This is a genomic window from Streptomyces sp. NBC_00984 (assembly GCF_045162475.1).
Classification (GTDB): Bacteria; Actinomycetota; Actinomycetes; order Streptomycetales; family Streptomycetaceae; genus Streptomyces.
In genome coordinates this window covers 241,029-257,081 of sequence record NZ_CP108735.1, presented here as the reverse complement: position 1 = coordinate 257,081, position 16,053 = coordinate 241,029, and the positions used below count along the sequence as shown (strand labels likewise).

Annotated in this window: 16 protein-coding genes and 2 pseudogenes; 6 read left to right on the top strand and 12 right to left on the bottom strand. The window is 67.4% G+C overall.

Going from position 1 to position 16,053, the window contains the following annotated elements; genetic code table 11:
- Positions 1 to 55 precede the first annotated feature (55 nt).
- The gene (locus OG520_RS40970; RefSeq protein ID WP_266425101.1) at positions 56 to 340 is read right to left on the bottom strand and encodes a hypothetical protein; all 285 of its coding nucleotides are present in this window, start codon (positions 338 to 340) and stop codon (positions 56 to 58) included.
- Between the two features lie 688 nt (positions 341 to 1,028).
- Here OG520_RS40970 and OG520_RS40965 point away from each other — a divergent pair.
- Positions 1,029 to 1,565: a hypothetical protein gene (locus tag OG520_RS40965; protein WP_331748064.1), complete on the top strand. Its 537-nt coding sequence runs from the start codon at positions 1,029 to 1,031 to the stop codon at positions 1,563 to 1,565.
- Here the strand turns inward: OG520_RS40965 and OG520_RS40960 are convergent.
- From OG520_RS40960 to OG520_RS40950, 3 genes are all read right to left on the bottom strand, one after another.
- Positions 1,522 to 2,313, bottom strand: coding sequence for an IS5 family transposase (locus tag OG520_RS40960; protein ID WP_406016727.1), 792 nt, complete (start codon positions 2,311 to 2,313; stop codon positions 1,522 to 1,524). The genes OG520_RS40965 and OG520_RS40960 overlap by 44 nt on opposite strands.
- A 266-nt stretch (positions 2,314 to 2,579) precedes the next feature.
- Positions 2,580 to 3,083: an N-acetyltransferase gene (locus tag OG520_RS40955; RefSeq protein WP_331748058.1), complete on the bottom strand. Its 504-nt coding sequence runs from the start codon at positions 3,081 to 3,083 to the stop codon at positions 2,580 to 2,582.
- Between the two features lie 382 nt (positions 3,084 to 3,465).
- A complete protein-coding gene (locus OG520_RS40950; protein ID WP_331748053.1) occupies positions 3,466 to 4,680 on the bottom strand; it encodes an IS110 family transposase in 1,215 nt (404 codons plus the stop codon).
- Between the two features lie 254 nt (positions 4,681 to 4,934).
- On the opposite strand from OG520_RS40950, the pseudogene OG520_RS40945 reads away from it, so the two are divergent.
- Positions 4,935 to 6,239: pseudogene (locus tag OG520_RS40945) on the top strand (NF041680 family putative transposase); the annotation flags it as partial.
- A 1-nt stretch (position 6,240) separates the two neighbouring features.
- Here OG520_RS40945 and OG520_RS40940 read toward each other — a convergent pair.
- Positions 6,241 to 7,779: a transposase gene (locus tag OG520_RS40940; RefSeq protein ID WP_406016726.1), complete on the bottom strand. Its 1,539-nt coding sequence runs from the start codon at positions 7,777 to 7,779 to the stop codon at positions 6,241 to 6,243.
- Between the two features lie 85 nt (positions 7,780 to 7,864).
- Between OG520_RS40940 and OG520_RS40935 the strand changes: the two are divergent.
- From OG520_RS40935 to OG520_RS40925, 3 genes and pseudogenes are all read left to right on the top strand, one after another.
- Positions 7,865 to 8,026 (top strand): annotated as a pseudogene (locus tag OG520_RS40935) (transposase); the annotation flags it as partial.
- A gap of 649 nt (positions 8,027 to 8,675) precedes the next feature.
- On the top strand, positions 8,676 to 9,827 hold the full coding sequence (locus tag OG520_RS40930) for an ISAs1 family transposase (RefSeq protein WP_331748048.1): 1,152 nt from the start codon (positions 8,676 to 8,678) through the stop codon (positions 9,825 to 9,827).
- Between the two features lie 287 nt (positions 9,828 to 10,114).
- Entirely contained in the window at positions 10,115 to 11,620 is a 1,506-nt protein-coding gene (locus OG520_RS40925) for a transposase (RefSeq protein WP_331748044.1), read from the top strand.
- A 255-nt stretch (positions 11,621 to 11,875) separates the two neighbouring features.
- Here the strand turns inward: OG520_RS40925 and OG520_RS40920 are convergent, their stop codons facing one another.
- The 7 genes from OG520_RS40920 to OG520_RS40890 all read right to left on the bottom strand — a co-directional run bounded on the left by OG520_RS40920 (position 11,876) and on the right by OG520_RS40890 (position 15,721).
- Positions 11,876 to 12,667 (bottom strand): ABC transporter permease, encoded by a 792-nt coding sequence (locus tag OG520_RS40920; protein WP_331748042.1) that lies wholly within the window; start codon positions 12,665 to 12,667, stop codon positions 11,876 to 11,878.
- The gene (locus tag OG520_RS40915; RefSeq protein WP_331749514.1) at positions 12,664 to 13,650 is read right to left on the bottom strand and encodes an ATP-binding cassette domain-containing protein; all 987 of its coding nucleotides are present in this window, start codon (positions 13,648 to 13,650) and stop codon (positions 12,664 to 12,666) included. Before OG520_RS40915 ends, OG520_RS40920 begins: the two co-directional genes overlap by 4 nt.
- Before the next feature lie 84 nt (positions 13,651 to 13,734).
- Positions 13,735 to 14,004: a hypothetical protein gene (locus OG520_RS40910; protein WP_331748040.1), complete on the bottom strand. Its 270-nt coding sequence runs from the start codon at positions 14,002 to 14,004 to the stop codon at positions 13,735 to 13,737.
- Positions 14,005 to 14,155: 151 nt separating this feature from the next.
- Positions 14,156 to 14,347: a hypothetical protein gene (locus OG520_RS40905; RefSeq protein ID WP_331748038.1), complete on the bottom strand. Its 192-nt coding sequence runs from the start codon at positions 14,345 to 14,347 to the stop codon at positions 14,156 to 14,158.
- Complete coding sequence (locus OG520_RS40900) at positions 14,344 to 14,724, bottom strand: DUF1048 domain-containing protein (RefSeq protein WP_331748036.1); 381 nt, start codon at positions 14,722 to 14,724, stop codon at positions 14,344 to 14,346. Before OG520_RS40900 ends, OG520_RS40905 begins: the two co-directional genes overlap by 4 nt.
- A gap of 2 nt (positions 14,725 to 14,726) precedes the next feature.
- Positions 14,727 to 15,056 carry a PadR family transcriptional regulator gene (locus OG520_RS40895; RefSeq protein ID WP_331748034.1) on the bottom strand — a complete coding sequence of 110 codons (330 nt, stop codon included), beginning with the start codon at positions 15,054 to 15,056 and terminating at the stop codon, positions 14,727 to 14,729.
- Positions 15,057 to 15,310: 254 nt separating this feature from the next.
- Positions 15,311 to 15,721 carry a MerR family transcriptional regulator gene (locus OG520_RS40890; protein ID WP_406016725.1) on the bottom strand — a complete coding sequence of 137 codons (411 nt, stop codon included), beginning with the start codon at positions 15,719 to 15,721 and terminating at the stop codon, positions 15,311 to 15,313.
- 6 nt (positions 15,722 to 15,727) lie between these two features.
- On the opposite strand from OG520_RS40890, the gene OG520_RS40885 reads away from it, so the two are divergent.
- Positions 15,728 to 16,015, top strand: coding sequence for a hypothetical protein (locus OG520_RS40885; protein ID WP_331748032.1), 288 nt, complete (start codon positions 15,728 to 15,730; stop codon positions 16,013 to 16,015).
- The last annotated feature ends 38 nt before the right edge of the window (positions 16,016 to 16,053 follow it).

The following is a 16,053-nucleotide window of genomic DNA, read 5'->3' as shown; positions in this document are numbered from 1 at the left end:
AGCCCTGGGGCTTGTGACCACGGAACGGCAGCCCATCAAGGCTCTGCCCACGGATTTACTCGCCCGGCGGAACTCGAACGAAGCCCTCGGTCCAATCATCCTCATCGAGCTCGCAGGGGTCGAAGTAGAAGCACTCCGGTTCATCACGGAAGCCCGGTAGCAGTAGAGCCTGACGCACACGCTCTTCAACCCGTTCAAGGGTTGAGTAGATACCGAGCAGCTTTACGTCATCGCCGTCCGACTCGTCGCAGAACACGCCACTCTCATCGACGTGCACTGTCGAGCCGTCGTCGCCAGCTTCGTTCTGGTGGCCGACATGCCACAGCGGATACACGATCACGGGCGCGAAGCTACCAGCACTCAAGTTCGTGGACGTTCGACACCCCTCACCTCCTGGGCCCCCACGATCACAAACCGAACATCACGCGACTTCGCCGAGGCCCTGGGGGGCGCACACGCTGTACGAGAGCACGACTTCGGGGCGTACCGCCGTGACGCCGGCCAGAGGAAGTGGCCGAACGGCAGCCACGTGGGAGCCCCGGTCCGCCTGAGCCGTGCCCCGGTAGCGGTGAGCACTACTCGCGCCATGGTGTGATCGCGCCACTGGGGTACGGCGGCGTCCTCCGCCCCTTGGCGTCGGTTGGTTACCCACTGCTGGCCGAAGGTCGGGTGGGTCGCGAAGTAATGGGCCGGGCACGAGTAGACTGCCGGGTGATCCAGCCGGGGGACCAGAACCCGCTCAAGCAACGGATGGATCTGGGGCGTGGTGCACAAGCCCTCCCCGACAGACCTTTCCTGGCCTCGCCTGCGGCATCAGCGTGCCGACATCCACGTTACGAAGGCCTGCTTCACCTCGACGGGCAAGGTGAGCGGTCATGCTCCCTGATCAGCGGTTTGCCAATACCTCCAAGTCTAAGAAGCTGTTGTCTTTCCGGGTGTGATCGACAGGTTTCCGCTGGTCACGGATAGGTGCGGTAGACCCGTGGGAGTAGTGGCCTGTCAGGTCGTCACTCCCCGGGAGGTCTCGAATGCCGTCAGTCGTTGGACTACTGGAACAGCACGAGTTCGCTGCTCGGCGTCGGGTCGACGGCCTGCGTGAGGAGGCCGACCGTATCCAGGCCGAGTTGGCCGCAGCCGAGGAGGAATGGCAGGAGTGGGTGATCGCCCGGCGGCGGGTCGACACGGTTCTGGCTCCGGACAGCGCCGCTGACGCCGGGCCTCGGGCCGCCGCCGGTCCGCGGGATGCGGACAGGCAGCCGGTGTCCCGTGATGCGGCCAGACCGAAATCGCAGGTGCCGGTGTGGCGTGAGGGGATGGCCTCGTCGGTGCTGTCGGTCGACTACCAGCGCATCCTTCGCGCAGTCGCGGACCGTGTCCGTCTCGGGCAGGGGCCGCTGACCTGCCAGGAAATGGCCGCGGTGTTCGGCATGGACCTGGTGCCGGCGCGGGTGGAGGCATTGCGGTCGAAGGCGAAACGCCTGGTCGCCCGAGGCTGGCTGGCCGAGCCCACACCCGGCCGGTTCACCCTCGCCCCCGGTGTGGCCGGGCCAGGCGACGGGTCATGAGAGCGACCATCGACCAGTAGATCATCGCCTCGGCACTGGCGATACGACGCTCAAAGTCGCGGACCAGGCGGCGGCTTCGCATCAGGTGCGCGAAAAGGCGCTCGACGATCCACCGCTTGGGCAGCACCACGAACCCCTTCACGTTGTCGCTGCGCTTGACGATCGCCAGGACCAGGGCGAACGCGGCCAGGCAGTGCTCGATCAGACTGCCGGTGTAGCCGTCGTCGGCCCAGACCAGGGCCAGACGGTGGTGGGCGGTGGCCACCTGTTCCAGCAGGACGTAGGCGGCGGCGCGATCGCCCACATCCGCAGCGGTGACCATCACGCCCAGCAGCAGGCCGAGGGTGTCGACCACGACGTGCCGCTTGCGTCCGTTGACCAGCTTGCCGCCGTCGAAGCCACGGCTGCCGGCGCCGACCACGGCGTCCGCCTTGACCGACTGCGAATCAATCACCCCAGCCGTCGGCCGGGCATCGCGCCCTGCCCTCTCGCGGACCTGCCCGCGCAGCCGGTCATGGAACTCCCGGACCAGGTCGTGGTCGCGCCAGCGGCGGAAGAACGCATAGACCCGGTCCCACGGCGGGAAGTCGGCCGGCATCGCCCACCACTTGATGCCGTTGTCCACGAGATAGCCGATCGCGTCCAGCATCGCCCGGTGGCAGTACGCTTCCGGCTGCCCGCCCTGGCCCTGCATCCAACCCGGCACCGGCAGCAGCGGCCGCACCACCACCCACTCCGCGTCCGTCATGTCGCTCGGATACCGACGCTCTCGCAGGCGATTGTCGGCAGCGTTTCCGAACCGGTGAGCCAGACAGTCGCACTCCCGAGTACCCGCGGTGGACTGCACGGGCATCGGCACGCAAGACTGCGACACCAGGGCCTCCTGATGCTCGGTGATTCGACACCAGCGAGCTGTTCAGGAGGCCCTCCTCGCATGCGCCGAGCACCCGACGACCACCCAATCGGGACGGCCGGTCGAGCACCAAGTCCCCAGAGCATTACGACAAAAGCTACTTACGCGTCGGGGTGCTCCGGCAGGGCGAGCCAGTCCGACCAGGAGATCTCGCGGCCGAGGAAGCGCGGCTGCTCGAACGGCCAGTCGGCGGCGATCCACTGCGGCACCAGCTCGTCGAGGGCCTGCTCGACCTTGCTGCCCACCAGCACGTCCACCACCCACCAGGAGATCTCGCCGTCCGCGCCGGCCCTCTCCGGTGGGTCGATGTAGACGCAGCCGAGCAGAGCTGTCTCCGCCGCGTCGAACAGCGCGTAGTTGAAAGACTGGTGTGCGGCGATCTCCTTCTCGTGCCGCAACAGGTCGGCCTGGTCGGCCTCGTAGGTCATGGTGGCCGCGGGCCAGCCCCAGGCTGGGCCGAAGATGGTCCACAGCCGCTCGCGCGAACCCATCACAGCCGGATAGTCGAGCGGGGTGTCCGCCTCCCGGATCGGCCGCAGGTGATGACCACTGCCCGGCAGCGGTACCAGGACGGGATGGACGAAGTCATCGGGGATCCAGCTCATAGCGCCCGACCGTAGCAGCGCGCGGCCGTCCGTTCCCCTGGATTTTCCCCGTATACCGCCAGCCCTGCTCTCATGCCGGGTAGTGCCCGCGATCACCCGATCGAGACTTCCGTTCGATCGACAGACTCCGTGATCGGCATGGCAACGGCTTCTAAGCTTGTCCTTTATCTTCCGGCCTCGAACAGTGTCTCGAACTGGGTCGCTCACCTGGGGGTTCGCCGGACGTGGGGGCGGCCTTCGTCTGATCCTGTGCTCCGACCAAGGTGCACGTGACCAAGACGAAGGCCGTGAGGGTGAGTCTGCTGTCTGATGCTGTCCGGGGGGGGGTGCCTCTATGTTCTTCGTCAAGGCGGTGCTGCCGCATTTGTGCTGTGTGTCTTGGTTATGCGGCGAGGGTGATGGTGGGGGTTCGGGATTCGTAGAAGGTGCCGTCTCGGAGCATGGCGAACAGGACGCTGGTGCGTTGGCGGGCGAGGCGGAGGAGGGCCTGGGTGTGGGTTTTGCCGCGGGCGCGTTGCTTGTCGTAGTAGGCGCGGGAGGCGGGATCGGCGTTCATGCAGGCGAAGGCGGAGAGGAACATGGCGCGTTTGAGCTGCCGGTTTCCGCCTCGGGGTGCGTGCTCGCCGTGGATCGATGTGCCGGAGGATTTCGTGGTGGGGGCGAGGCCGGCGTAGGAAGCGAGGTGGGCGGCGGTGGGGAAGTTGGTGCCGTCGCCGACGGTGACCAGCAGGACTGCGGCGGTCCTGACTCCGACGCCGGGCATCGACGTCAGGACCGGGGAAAGAGGGTGAGCCTCCAAAAGGGTGTTGATCTGGGCTTCCAGGGCCCGGCGCTGTTCCTGGACGGCCGCGAGCGAGCGGGCCAGGGAGGGCACAACGATGTCGAGGGTGCCGGTCCCTGGCACGACGACGGTCTGCTCGTCGAGTGCGTCGAAGACGTCGTCGATCAGCCGGGTGGCCATGCGTGGGGCCTTGGGCCGGATGAGTTCGACGAGGCGGCGGCGTCCGGCCTTTCGCAGTGCGGCCGGGGATCCGTGGCGTTCGAGCAGCCAGGTGACGGCCTGGTGGTCCAGGCGTGGTCCCAGGACGCGTTCGAGGCTGGGGTGGAACTGGGTGAGCAGGCCGCGTATCCGGTTGGATGTGCGGGTGGCCTCGGCGGCGAGGTCCTGATCGAAGCCCACCAGGACGGTCAGTTCGGCGGTGATCTCGTCGGTCAGTTCCAGAGAGCGCAGGGTGTGCGGCAGGGTGCGGGCCGCGTCCGCGATCACCGCCGCGTCACGCGCGTCGGTCTTCGCCTTGCCCGGATACAGGTCGGCGATCCGGCGCATCGCCAGGCCGGGCAGGTAGGCGACCTGGCAGCCCGCGTCCCGGGCCACGGCCAGCGGGAGAGCGCCGATGGAGGCGGGCTGGTCCACGATCACCAGAACGGTGCCGAACTTCGCGGTCAGTTTCTCGAACACGGCCCGCAGCTTCGGCTCGCTGTTGGGCAGCTGCTTGTCGAAGACCTTCTTCCCGGCCGGGGTGAGTCCATGGCCGTGGTGAGCACTCTTACCGACGTCCAGGCCGAGGAACACGCCCACGTCTTCGGTGTCGAACATCGCACCTCTCCATACGAGTTGACGGCGCCGGCCTCGGCAGTGGTGTCGTACGCGCGCATCCACGTTATGCAGACCTGCTGCCCGCGAGCTGTCCGGCATTGCGCCGGACCGGGCAGCGGCCGGACCTCTCATCAGCGTCTCCGACGGCACCTCCCGGGCCCGGTGACACCACCCCCCAGGTCATCCGTTCGACAGGGGGACACAGTCATGCCGGGCCCGGAGGCCAGCGGCCCTCTTGCAGGACCGCGAAAAACATAACGGGGGGGGAAGCGTTCGCGGAAGCGTCACGCTTCCGGGGAGAGTTCTACGAGTGTCTGACCGCTCGGCGTGACGAGTTGTTCGAGCTGGCGGACGCGGTGCTGTGTGCGGACGGTGCTGTGAAGTCCCCGGTGGACTTGACGCTGCTGCCCGAGCATCGTCGTGGGCACGGAGCGATGTACGGCGGGCTGAACCACGGCCGGCTCGACGTCGGTCGGCTGCGGGCGGCACTGGCCGGGCTGTCGCTGCCGCGTTTCGACGGCGGGCGCCTGGTCCTGGCGGTCGATGTGTCGCCGTGGCTTCGCTCGGACGCGCCGTGCTCGGCGGAGCGCCTGTTCTGCCACGTCTACGGCCGGGCGAAGACGGCATCGCAGTTCATTCCGGGCTGGCCGTATTCCTTCGTGGCCGTGCTGGAGCCGGGCGCCACGTCCTGGACTGCGATCCTGGACGCGGTGCGGCTCGGCCCGGCGGACGACGCGACCGCGATCACCGCCGCCCAGTTGAGGGGTGTCGTCGAGCGGCTCATTGCCGCGGGCCAGTGGCAGGCCGGGGATCCGCATATCGTGATCGTCAGCGATGCCGGCTACGACGTCACCCGCCTGGCCTGGGTCCTGCGCGACCTGCCGGTCGAGCTGGTCGGCCGGGTCCGCTCCGACCGCGTGATGCGTCTGCCGAAACCGCCGCGGGTCTACGACCCGAAGGGCGGCCGGCCGCCCAAGCACGGCCCGGAATTCCGCTTCACCAAGCCGGAGACCTGGCCCGAGCCCGCGATCACCACGGTCACCGACACCACCAACTACGGCAAGGCCGAGACCCAGGTATGGGACCGGGTCCACCCAAGGCTCACCCACCGCTCCTCATGGCTCGACCACGACGGCGAACTGCCATTGGTCGAGGGGACGTTGATCCGGCTGAAGGTCGAGCATCTGTCGAAGGACCGGGATGCCCCGCCGGTGTGGTTATGGTGCTCCAAGACCGGCGCCACCCCGGACGACGTGGACCGCTTCTGGCAGGCATTTCTCCGCCGCTTCGATCTGGAGCACACCTTTCGCTTCGCGAAGCAGACCCTGGGCTGGACCACTCCGAAACTCCGTACTCCCGAGGCGGCGGACCGCTGGACCTGGATCCTGATCGTCGCTCACACCCAGCTCCGGCTCGCCCGGCCGCTCGCCGCGGACCTCCGCTGGCCCTGGGAGAAACCCGCTACCTCCAACCGGCTCACCCCGGCCCGGGTCCGCCGGGGGTTCAGGAACATCCGCGCTCACCTCGCGAGGCTGTCGCACGGATCCTGCCCGGTGAAAGTCAAGAGCGATTCTTGGGCGTGTGATTAATGAGCTTGTTGAGGTTGTGCACCGTGCCGAGGAGCTTGATCTCGGCGTCCACCGCGTGGCGGCCGCGGTAGTTGAGGTGTCGTCCGAATCGTTGGAAGATCTGGGCGAATCCCGGCTCGACCAGGGCACTTCGTTGACGGTACTGGGTCTGTCCTGTTGGGGTGGCGAGGCGGGCCGCCATGTCCTGCTGGCCGGCAGGGGCCTGCTGACGTTTCGCGGGAAAGCCTGCCTGGTCGGCATCGCTGGTGACCGAGACCAGTAACGGGAGATCGGCGAGGGCCTCGAAGGACGCGGCGGAAGCGTACCCGCTGTCAGCGAGCCAGAGTTGGATGTCGCCGGGAAGCCGTGTGGCCTGGTGATTGTGCTGGGTCTTCTTCACCATCGGAACGAGGGCCGTCCTGTCCGAGGGATTGTCGTGCGCTTCGATGGCCAGCAAGAGTTGACGGCGGGCGCACACGATCTGGATGTTGTATCCCTGCAGGTAGCCACCGCGTTTGCCGGGAATCAGTCGAGAGTCGGGATCGCTCAGGCAGGCACGGGACGCCGGGGAGGGGGCCGGTCGGGGTGCGTGGGCCCGCTCCAGCCAGGCCCGCATCTTCACCAGTCGTGTTCGCTGGCGAACGAGGACGGTCTTGTGCTCCATCGGGACCGGCGGCCGTCCGTTCGCTCCACGACGTCCTGCCGCCCGGTCCTCTCGGACACGGAACTCATACTTCTTCAGCTTCTCCTGGTGAGCCTCGGTCTCGGTGGCCAGGCGCTTCTCCGCGCGGGCCACCATCCGCTCGGCGGCTTCGACCTTGATCCGGATCTCGGTAGGTGAAGGCATAGCCCGTTCATGCAGTCTGTCCCTGGCCGTGTGTGCGCGGGTGAGCCGGTCGCACAGCCGGGACAGACGAGGCCAGTCATCGCCCGGGTCCTCGCCATCGCCCTGTACTGCCGAGCCGTCGGCTTCGACGCTCAGCGCGTGGTCGACTGCATCCTCCATCAGCGTGTGGATCTCTTTCTCGCATTGGGAGATGGTCCCCTCCAGGCGCTGGAGCCGCTGGTTGGCGTCGCGTGAGGCATTCGCCTCCATCGGTGAGCCGTCCACGGCCACCGCCGAAAGATCAACCAGGCCACGTCGGCCACACAGCGACAACACCTGGACGAACAGCGAGTTCAAGGCGGCACGGTGGCGTCGTACGAACCGCGCGACGGTGGAGTGGTCCACTCGGCGGTTCGCTGTGATGATTCGGCAGCCCACGTCGTCCCAGCAAGCCTGCTCGATGCGACGGGAGGAGCGCACTCCCTTGCTGTAGCAGTACAGGAGCAACGCAATCAGGCTTGCGGGAGAGTAGGCCACCCCGCCCCGCCCGTCGTCACGGTAGCTGTTCTCGAACTCCGATAGATCAAGACAATCGACGACGTCGAGCACCTTCCAGCACAGGTGCTCGGGCGGCAGCCACTCCCGTACATCCCGCGACATCTCAAGATCACGTTCACGGTCGCACGACAAGAAGTTCCGCTCCACCGGCCAAGAATCCGACGTCTTCCTGATCCTCGGAACCGAACAACGAATCGCTCTTGACTTTCACCGGGCAGGATCCGTGCGACAGCCTCTCGCCTGCCCGACCCGTGTTCCCAAACCCCGAGGCGCCGGCCCCGGACGGCCACCCGGCGCCAAGAACAAACACCGGGCACCCCGCTACGACGTTGGCAAAACCGTCAAACGCCCCGAGACCCTCAAGGCCATCGGCAAGCCCGGAAGATCTTGGTAGATAAAGGACAAGCGTACGTCCAGCAGTCCGGGCGTCATCGCAGCTCAGAAGGGATGTGGGGATGTAACCGGACGTCAAGCTCAGGACAGCCAGCCGGTGTGAGTCCGGTTCGGGGAGACGCCAGGGTCCCCGGTAGCTGACTCCCGGCGTCGCTCGAAATGGTGGCGTCGAAGTGGAGTGACAAGCGCTCTCCGGGGGCGTGCAACCGACCAGTCCGCAACATGAAGTGAAGCCTGCAGCGTCGTCATTTAACCCCCGCTCCGCTTGGGGCGGGCCAAGGAGGAGCCGAGCCTGTGCTTGTTTGGCGAAGGCCACGGAAGACGATCTCGGACCTGGAGCGGTCGTTGAAGAACCTCCCGGCGTAAGGGGCGTGGAATGGTTGGAAGGTTGTTCTGGGAACTGGAGAGAGCCTCCTCGGCCCCGGGTTTGCGGCCCGGGAAGCGTGGCCTTCCTATAACCGGCAGAACCGGGAAATGGCAGGTTGCCGAGAGGCGGTCGGAGGGGGCAGGGGCGTTTCAAAGTCCCGGTGATCACATGACTCTCCAGGCCAGAGCGGCCTGGAGAGTCCGGGGCGGCCCGTCACGTATGCATCGAAGCTCCAGTTGAACGAGGTGACCTTCCCAAGTCGCCTTGCACCGCTGGAGCTTCGATGTGCCGTCAGTCTGCCACCGTCTGTCTCGTCAAGTCGCCCGCTCTGGAGGATGTAGCAAAGCTCTCGCTGGCGGAACGTTTGCGGGTGCTGCCCGATCCGCGTCGGCGACGCGGTGTGCGTCACCCGTTCGTGGCGGTGTTGCTGGTTGCCGCCTCGGCGGTGGTCGCCGGCGCGCGCTCGTATGCGGCGATCGGCCAGTGGTCTGCGAATGCTCCGCAGCAGGCCCTGGCCCGGCTGGGCGCTCGGGTGGCGGGCGCGTTAGGGCTGCGCATCGGGCCCAGTGCGGCAACGATCCGACGGGTCGTCAACCTGGTCTGTCCCGGCGGTCTGGCCGAGCTGACCGGCGCTGATCCCGGTGGTGCGGACTCGGTGGCCGTGGATGGCAAGGCCGCCCGCGGTTCCCGGCACGGCACATCGCCCGCCGCCCACCTGCTGGCCGCGATGACCGCAGATGGTCGGACCGTCACCCAACTGCGGGTCCCCGACAAGACCAATGAGATCACCTGCTTCGCGGCTCTGCTGGCTCGCCACGACCTGGCCGGGGTCACCGTCACCGCTGACGCCCTGCACACCCAGCGCGCCCACGCGCGCTTCCTGGTGGAGGAGAAGAAGGCCCACTACCTGCTCGTGGTCAAGGCCAACCAACCTGAGTTGCACCGCCGACTGCGGTCACTGCCGTGGAAGGACGTCACCGCCCGCCGCTACGACCGCGAGATCGGCCACGGTCGGCGGGAGACCCGCGTGACCAGGGCTCTCACCGTCACCGGTCTCGGCCTGGACTTCCCCCACGCCGTCCAAGCCGTACGCATCCTGCGACACCGCACCGACCTCAAATCCGGCACAGTCAGCCGCCAGACCGTCTACGCGATCACCGACTTGAGTTCGCAAGAAGCCTCACCCCAGCGACTGGGCCAGCTCGCCAGGTCACAGTGGATCATCGAGAACCGGCTGCACTTCGTCCGCGACAGCACCTTCGGCGAGGACGCCTCGAGGATCCACATCGGCCACGGACCCGAGAACATGGCGACCCTCCGCAACTTGGCGATCAACACGCTGCGGCAGCACGGATACCGCAACATCGCTGCCGGCCTCCGCCACGCCTCCTACGAACCCTTCACCCGCCCGCTCGACCTCTTGGGTATCGCCTGACCAGCCAGTCTGCCTGATCACCGGGACTTTATAACAGCCCTGCCATCCTGCCCGATCGCATCGCGCACGGCCCTCCAGCCTGCAAGGCAAGCATCGAAGCCCACTGCGACTTCCCGGACCTCCTTGGTCGCGTAGTCGCACCACAGCAGGCGGGCGCCGGCTGCGCCCGAGCGCACGAGATAGGCCTCCTCAGCATCGAAGAGCTCGGTAGCCTCGGGCAACGCGAAGTAGCTGCGCGGATTGGCGTCGGCTGCGGCGAACGCCGGCCGCAGGCCTTCGCTGTGCCGATGGGGGTGCGGGCCATCGACTGGAAGTACGCGCTTGGGGCGGAGCTGACGGACACCGGCTTCGATGCCAGCGTGTTGTCCAGGTTCCGGGCCCGGCTCGCGGACAACGGCATGGAGCGGGTGGTCTTCGACCGGCTCCTTGAGCACTGCAAGGACGCCGGGCTGGTGGTGGCCGGGGGCAAGCAGCGCACCGATTCCACCCATGTGATCAGTGCGGTGCGGGACTTGAACCGGCTGGAGCTGGCCGGGGAGAGCGTGCGGGCGGCGCTGGAGGCTCTGGCGGTCGCGGCGCCGATCTGGCTGGCCGGACAGATCGACGTGCCGGAGTTCGCCGAGCGGTACGGACCGAGGACCGACGGCTGGCGGATGCCGTCCTCACAGGCCAAACGCGACCGCCTCGCCCAGGTCTTCGGCCAGGACGCCCTCGCCCTGTGCCGGGCGGCCTGGGCCGAGGACGCCCCGGTGTGGATCCATGAGGTCGAGGCGGTGCATCTGCTGCGGCAGGTCCTGGTGCAGACCTACATCATCCGGTCCGATGCCCGGGGACGGCAGGTGATCAGGAAGCGGGACGCCGACGACGGCGTCCCGCCCGGTCAACTCCGCCTGGCCTCCCCCTACGACGCGGACGCACGCTGGGCGGCCAAGGGCGATGACCTGTTCTGGATGGGCTACAAGATCCACCTCACCGAAACGTGCGGCACACTCCCCAACGCCAACGCCAACGCCGACGCCGACGCCGACGCCGACGCCGACGCCGGGTCCGGGTCCGGGTCCGGGAGGATGCCGAATCTGATCACCGACGTACACACCACCGACGCGACCGTGCCCGACGTGAAGGCGACCGCTCCCATCCAGCAGAGCCTCGCGGAGCACGGCGTGAAACCGGCCGAGCACTACCTCGACTCCGGCTACCCGTCGGCCGACCTGATCACCAAGGCCACGCAGGACGGTATCCGCATGGTCACTCCGGTCCTTCTGGACCACTCCGCGCAGGCCAAGGCGGCCGAAGGCTTCGACAAGAACGCCTTCACCATCAACTGGAAGACCCGCCAGGTCCGCTGCCCCGCCGGGAGGATCAGCTCCCACTGGAACCCCGTCCAGCAACACGGCACAGACGCCATCGTGGTCACCTTCAGCGTCCTGACCTGCCGCAACTGCCCCTTCCAGAAGCAGTGCACCACCTCGAAGACCGGCCGTCGCATGCTCACCCTCAGGCCTGAAGAACTCCACGACAACCTCGCCAGGGCCCGCGCCGAGCAGAAGACCGACACCTGGAAGAACAAATACGCCCTCCGGGCCGGCGTCGAGGGCACCATCAACCAGGCCCTCGACATCACCGGCATCCGCCGGGCCCGCTACCGCGGCCTACCGAAAGTCCGCCTCCAACACGCCTTCTCCGCCACCGCGCTCAACGTGATCCGGCTCGACGCCCATTGGACCACCGGGCCACTCGACCGCGCCCGCCACAGCAGGCTCGAACGACTCAGCTACCAACTCTCCGCCTGACGAATTACGCAGCAGAGTCGGAGACCACTTCAAAACCGCGTCGGTGGATCGAGGCTTAGACCGACCGGCGATTGGGGGGCGGCGTCGCGGGGCTGGGTGCGCGCGTCTGCGGCGTTGTCGTCAATCACCATGGCTCCTTCCCCAAGCTCTCAGCTGCGTTCGAGCAGGGGAGACCCCATCTGCCTCAATCCTCCGCCTTGCAGCCGCACGCACCCAGCCCCGCTCCTTCCCCCACCCCCCAATTGCCGGTCGGTCTTATTTCGGGTCGCGGTCGAACTGCGCCATCGACCAGCGGTAGCCGAGCGCGATCAGGCCGGCGCACCAGGCGAGTGCGATCCAGCCGTTGTTGCCGATCTCGGTGCCGAGCAGCAGGCCGCGCAGGGTTTCGATGGCGGGGGTGAAGGGCTGGTATTCGGCGATGGGCTGGAACCAGCCCGGCATCGTGTCGGCCGGGATGAAGGCGCTGGAGATGAGCGGCAGGAGGATCAGCGGCTGGGCACTGTTGGCGGCCGCCTCGGCGTTCGGGCTGGCCATGCCCATCCCGACCGCGATCCAGGTGAGTGCCAGGGCGAACAGCGCGAGCAGCCCGAACGCGGCCAGCCACTCCAGGGCCGTGGCGTCGGTGGAGCGGAAGCCGATGGCCACGGCGACGGCACCGACGAGGACCACGCTGGCGAGGCACTGCAGCACGCTGCCGACGACGTGTCCGATCATCATGGAGCCGCGGTAGATCTTCATCGTACGGAAGCGGGCGATGAGGCCCTCGTTCATGTCCATGGAGACGTGCACCGCGGCCCCGATCACGGTGGAGCCGATGGTCATCATCAGAATGCCCGGAACGATATAGGCGATGTAGTCGGAGCGATCGGCGCCGCCGCCACCGATGCCCGCGCTCATCACGTCGCCGAAGATGTAGACGAAGAGCAGCAGCAGCATGATCGGCGCGAGCAGCAGGTTCAGGGTTCCGGACGGGTAGCGCCACGCGTGCAGCAGATTGCGGCGCAGCATCGTGTTCGAGTCGCGTACGGCGAGGGAGAGGGAACTCATCGGATGTTCTCCTTGGTCTGGCTGAGGACGTTGGCCGGGCCGGTCAGGTCGAAGAAGACATCGTCGAGGTCGGGGGTGTGCACGGTCAGCTCGTCCGCCTCGATGCCCTCTGAGTCGAGCCAGTCGAGGATGGAGCGCAGCTCGCGCTGGCTGCCGTCGCTGGGGATCTGCAGCGCCAGCGCCTCGTCGTCCCGGGTGACCTCGCGCAGAGCGGAGGCGGCCGACCGGTACGTTGCCGGGTCGGTGAAGCGGAGCCGGACGTGGCCGCCGGGGATGAGCCGCTTGAGCTCCTCGGCGGTCCCTTCGGCTGCGATCTTGCCGTCGTTGAGCACGGCGATGCGGTCGGCGAGCTCGTCAGCCTCGTCCAGGTACTGGGTGGTGAGGAAGACGGTGACGCCGTCGGAGACGAGTTCGCGGATGATGCCCCACATGTTGTGACGGCTGCGGGGGTCGAGGCCGGTGGTGGGTTCGTCGAGGAAGATGATCCGCGGGTTGCCGACCAGGGTCATGGCGAGGTCGAGGCGGCGCTTCATGCCGCCGGAGTAGGTGGAGGCGGGCTTCTTCGCGGCATCGACCAAGTCGAAGCGCTCAAGGAGTTCGGCGGCGGTGCGGCGGCCTTCACTGCGGGAGAGGTGGTGCAGGTCCGCCATCAGGAGCATGTTCTCTTCGCCGGTGATCAGGCCGTCGACGGCGGAGAACTGCCCGGTGACGCCGATCACTGCCCGCACCGCCTGCGCATCGGTGGCCAGGTCATGGCCACCGACATGCAACTCACCGGCGTCAGCGGTGATGAGGGTGGAGAGAATCTTGACAGCGGTGGTCTTGCCGGCGCCGTTGGGCCCGAGCAGCGCGAACACGGACCCGGCCGGAATGTGCAGATCGATGCCGTCGAGCACGGTCTTGTCGCCGAACGACCTGCGCAGACCGACGGCGGAGATGGCGGCCGGCGACGGGCGAACGCCGCCCTGCCTGGATGTGGGCATGACAGATGAAGGCATGGTGCCCTCCCGTTCGAAGGCTGAAGTGGCTGGGGGGAGTGAGTGAATTGGGAACGGTTTTTCTGGGGGTCAGGCCTGGGCGCGGCGGATGTCGATGTCGCCTCGCCGGGTGCGGGCGCGGATCTCGGCGGTGCCCTCGGTCTCTTCTGGGGTCCCGGACACATGGAGCGTGTTGCGCACCTGCCCGGGGCCGGGGTTGACGGCGGCGCCTGCGGCGATGCCGACCGTCAGATCACCGCACGCGGCCCCGAGCACGCCCGCCCCGCGGGCCGCCTGGCCGAGGCGAATGCTGCCGTCGGACGTCGAAGGCCGGATCAGGCAACTGACTGCCTTTGGCATGGCCGCAGGCCCTCCGGGCTGGCGTGCGGCGCTGTGGCGGTGCCACTCGCAGAACACCTGCACCTTGGCATCGGGGTCGTCGACGGGACGGTGACCTCGTCGAGCTCCTGCTTGAGCTCAATGAGGTCAATCGGAGTATCCCCTGACTTGCTCAGCTCCGCGTTGACCTTGGTGAGCGTCCGCGGAGGGACGAGGCTGACGAGCCGGGCCCGGCGCGCAGCAGCTGTCGCTGCGTGCCGAAGTCCACGCCGCGCAGCACGCGCAGCTTCTCGCTCTTCTGTTTGTGGGACTGCTCAAGGCCCTGCACGCGGACCGCCGGTTCGGAGGCCGTGCGTGCGGTCATCGGGGCACATCTTCCTCGTCTTCCTCGGCGCGCGCGATGGTGTCGGTCAGCTGCTTCCGCGCACGGGCGGGGACGTAGCCACCCTCCGAGTAGTTCTGGGCGAACGCGTCGACGAACTCCACCGGGTCCTCCCCGACGATCTCGCGGATCGGCGATCCGTGCGCCGCGGCCTGTTCGAACAGGTCGGCGAGGTCTTCGAACATCGACGCATTGCTGTCGCCGTCGGTCGGCACGTAGTGCATCAGGTGCCGCTCGATCGCTTCGACCGCCGTGCGGTAGTTCTCGGGAAGCTCCTTGACGCGCGCCTTGTAGGCCCTCCAGCGCTTCTTGGGCCCGATCACCTTCGAGATGAAGCCGGTCTTTTCGGAATCGGACATGGTTACTTGACTCCCTCGTGGAGCTGTTCCAGTCGTTCCGTGAGGAAGCTCCACGTCCTCCAGAACTCTTCGAGGTACTCCCGTCCCTGAGCGTTGAGGGAGTGCACCTTGCGTGGCGGCCCCTTCTCGGAGGGGACCTTCTCCACGTCGACGAGACCGCGCTTCTCGAGCCGGAGGAGCAGCGCGTAGATGGTCCCTTCGGCGATGTCGGAGAAACCCTGCTCCCGCAGCCACGCCGTGATCTCGTAGCCGTGGGCGGCCCGGCCGGAGAGGGACGCGAGAACGATGCCCTCCAGCGTGCCCTTGAGCATCTCCGTCAGCAGCTTGGCCATGGAACACCTCCGCCCTGAGCTATTCAGTGCTGTTGACTACCAGTACACAGTAACGCTGACTACCGGTACTTAGCAAGACGGAATACTGGAGTGGCGACGAGATGGGCGAGGCCATCGTGGCCCTGATGGTGGAGGTGATCGCCATGGCCCTTGGCGGGCTGGTGCCCCCGTCTGGCAACGTTCGCCCTGTAGTTCGCGGCGCGCGCTGACTGATCTTCCGCGCGCAGCCGGGACCGTGCGTCCCCAGCGTCGAGTCACGCATCCAGTCGAGTCACGCATCCAGTTGTGCGCGGACGAGCGTGTCGAGTCGCTGCCATGCTGGGGACGAGGCGTTGACCGTGCCCTGTGAATGCGGTCGGTGAGCTCGTCGTCGATCTTGCGCAGCGCCTGCTGGAACTCGTCGTTGGCTGCTGATGTGAGGTCCCGGATACGGGCCAGGGGACGCCTGCTTCGGCGAGCGTCCGGATCTTGATCAGGTCGATGGTGTCGTTCGCGCCGTACCGCCGGTAGCCGGACGCATCGCGGTCGGGCTCGGGGAGCAGCCTCTTGTCGTGATAGACGCGGATGGTCTTGATCGACACGCCGACGTACCTGGCCGGCTGCCCGATGGTGATCACCCGGCCATCGTTCCACTTGACCCTTCCCCTGGGGCAGGGTTGCAGCATGGTGTCATGACGAACACGAATTTCGATCGGGAGACCCTGCGCGAGCTGGCCGGCGAGGGTAACGAGACCGCTTTGGACCGGCTGGCCGACCTCGCCGACGCAGCCGGCGATCTCGGGGAGCTGAGCGAGCTGTTGGACGAGGGATCCATGCGTGCTGGGTTTCTGCTCACTCGACGCGCGGCCTCGACCGGCGACTTGCGCGAGCTGCAACGGATCGCCGACGCCGGGTACGACGAGGCCGGAGGCGAGCTGAACCGCCTGCTGAAGACACCGGCCGACAGGCATCGGGATTGAGGATCCGACCGGCCGCAGCGGCCGCGCTCCAGACCACG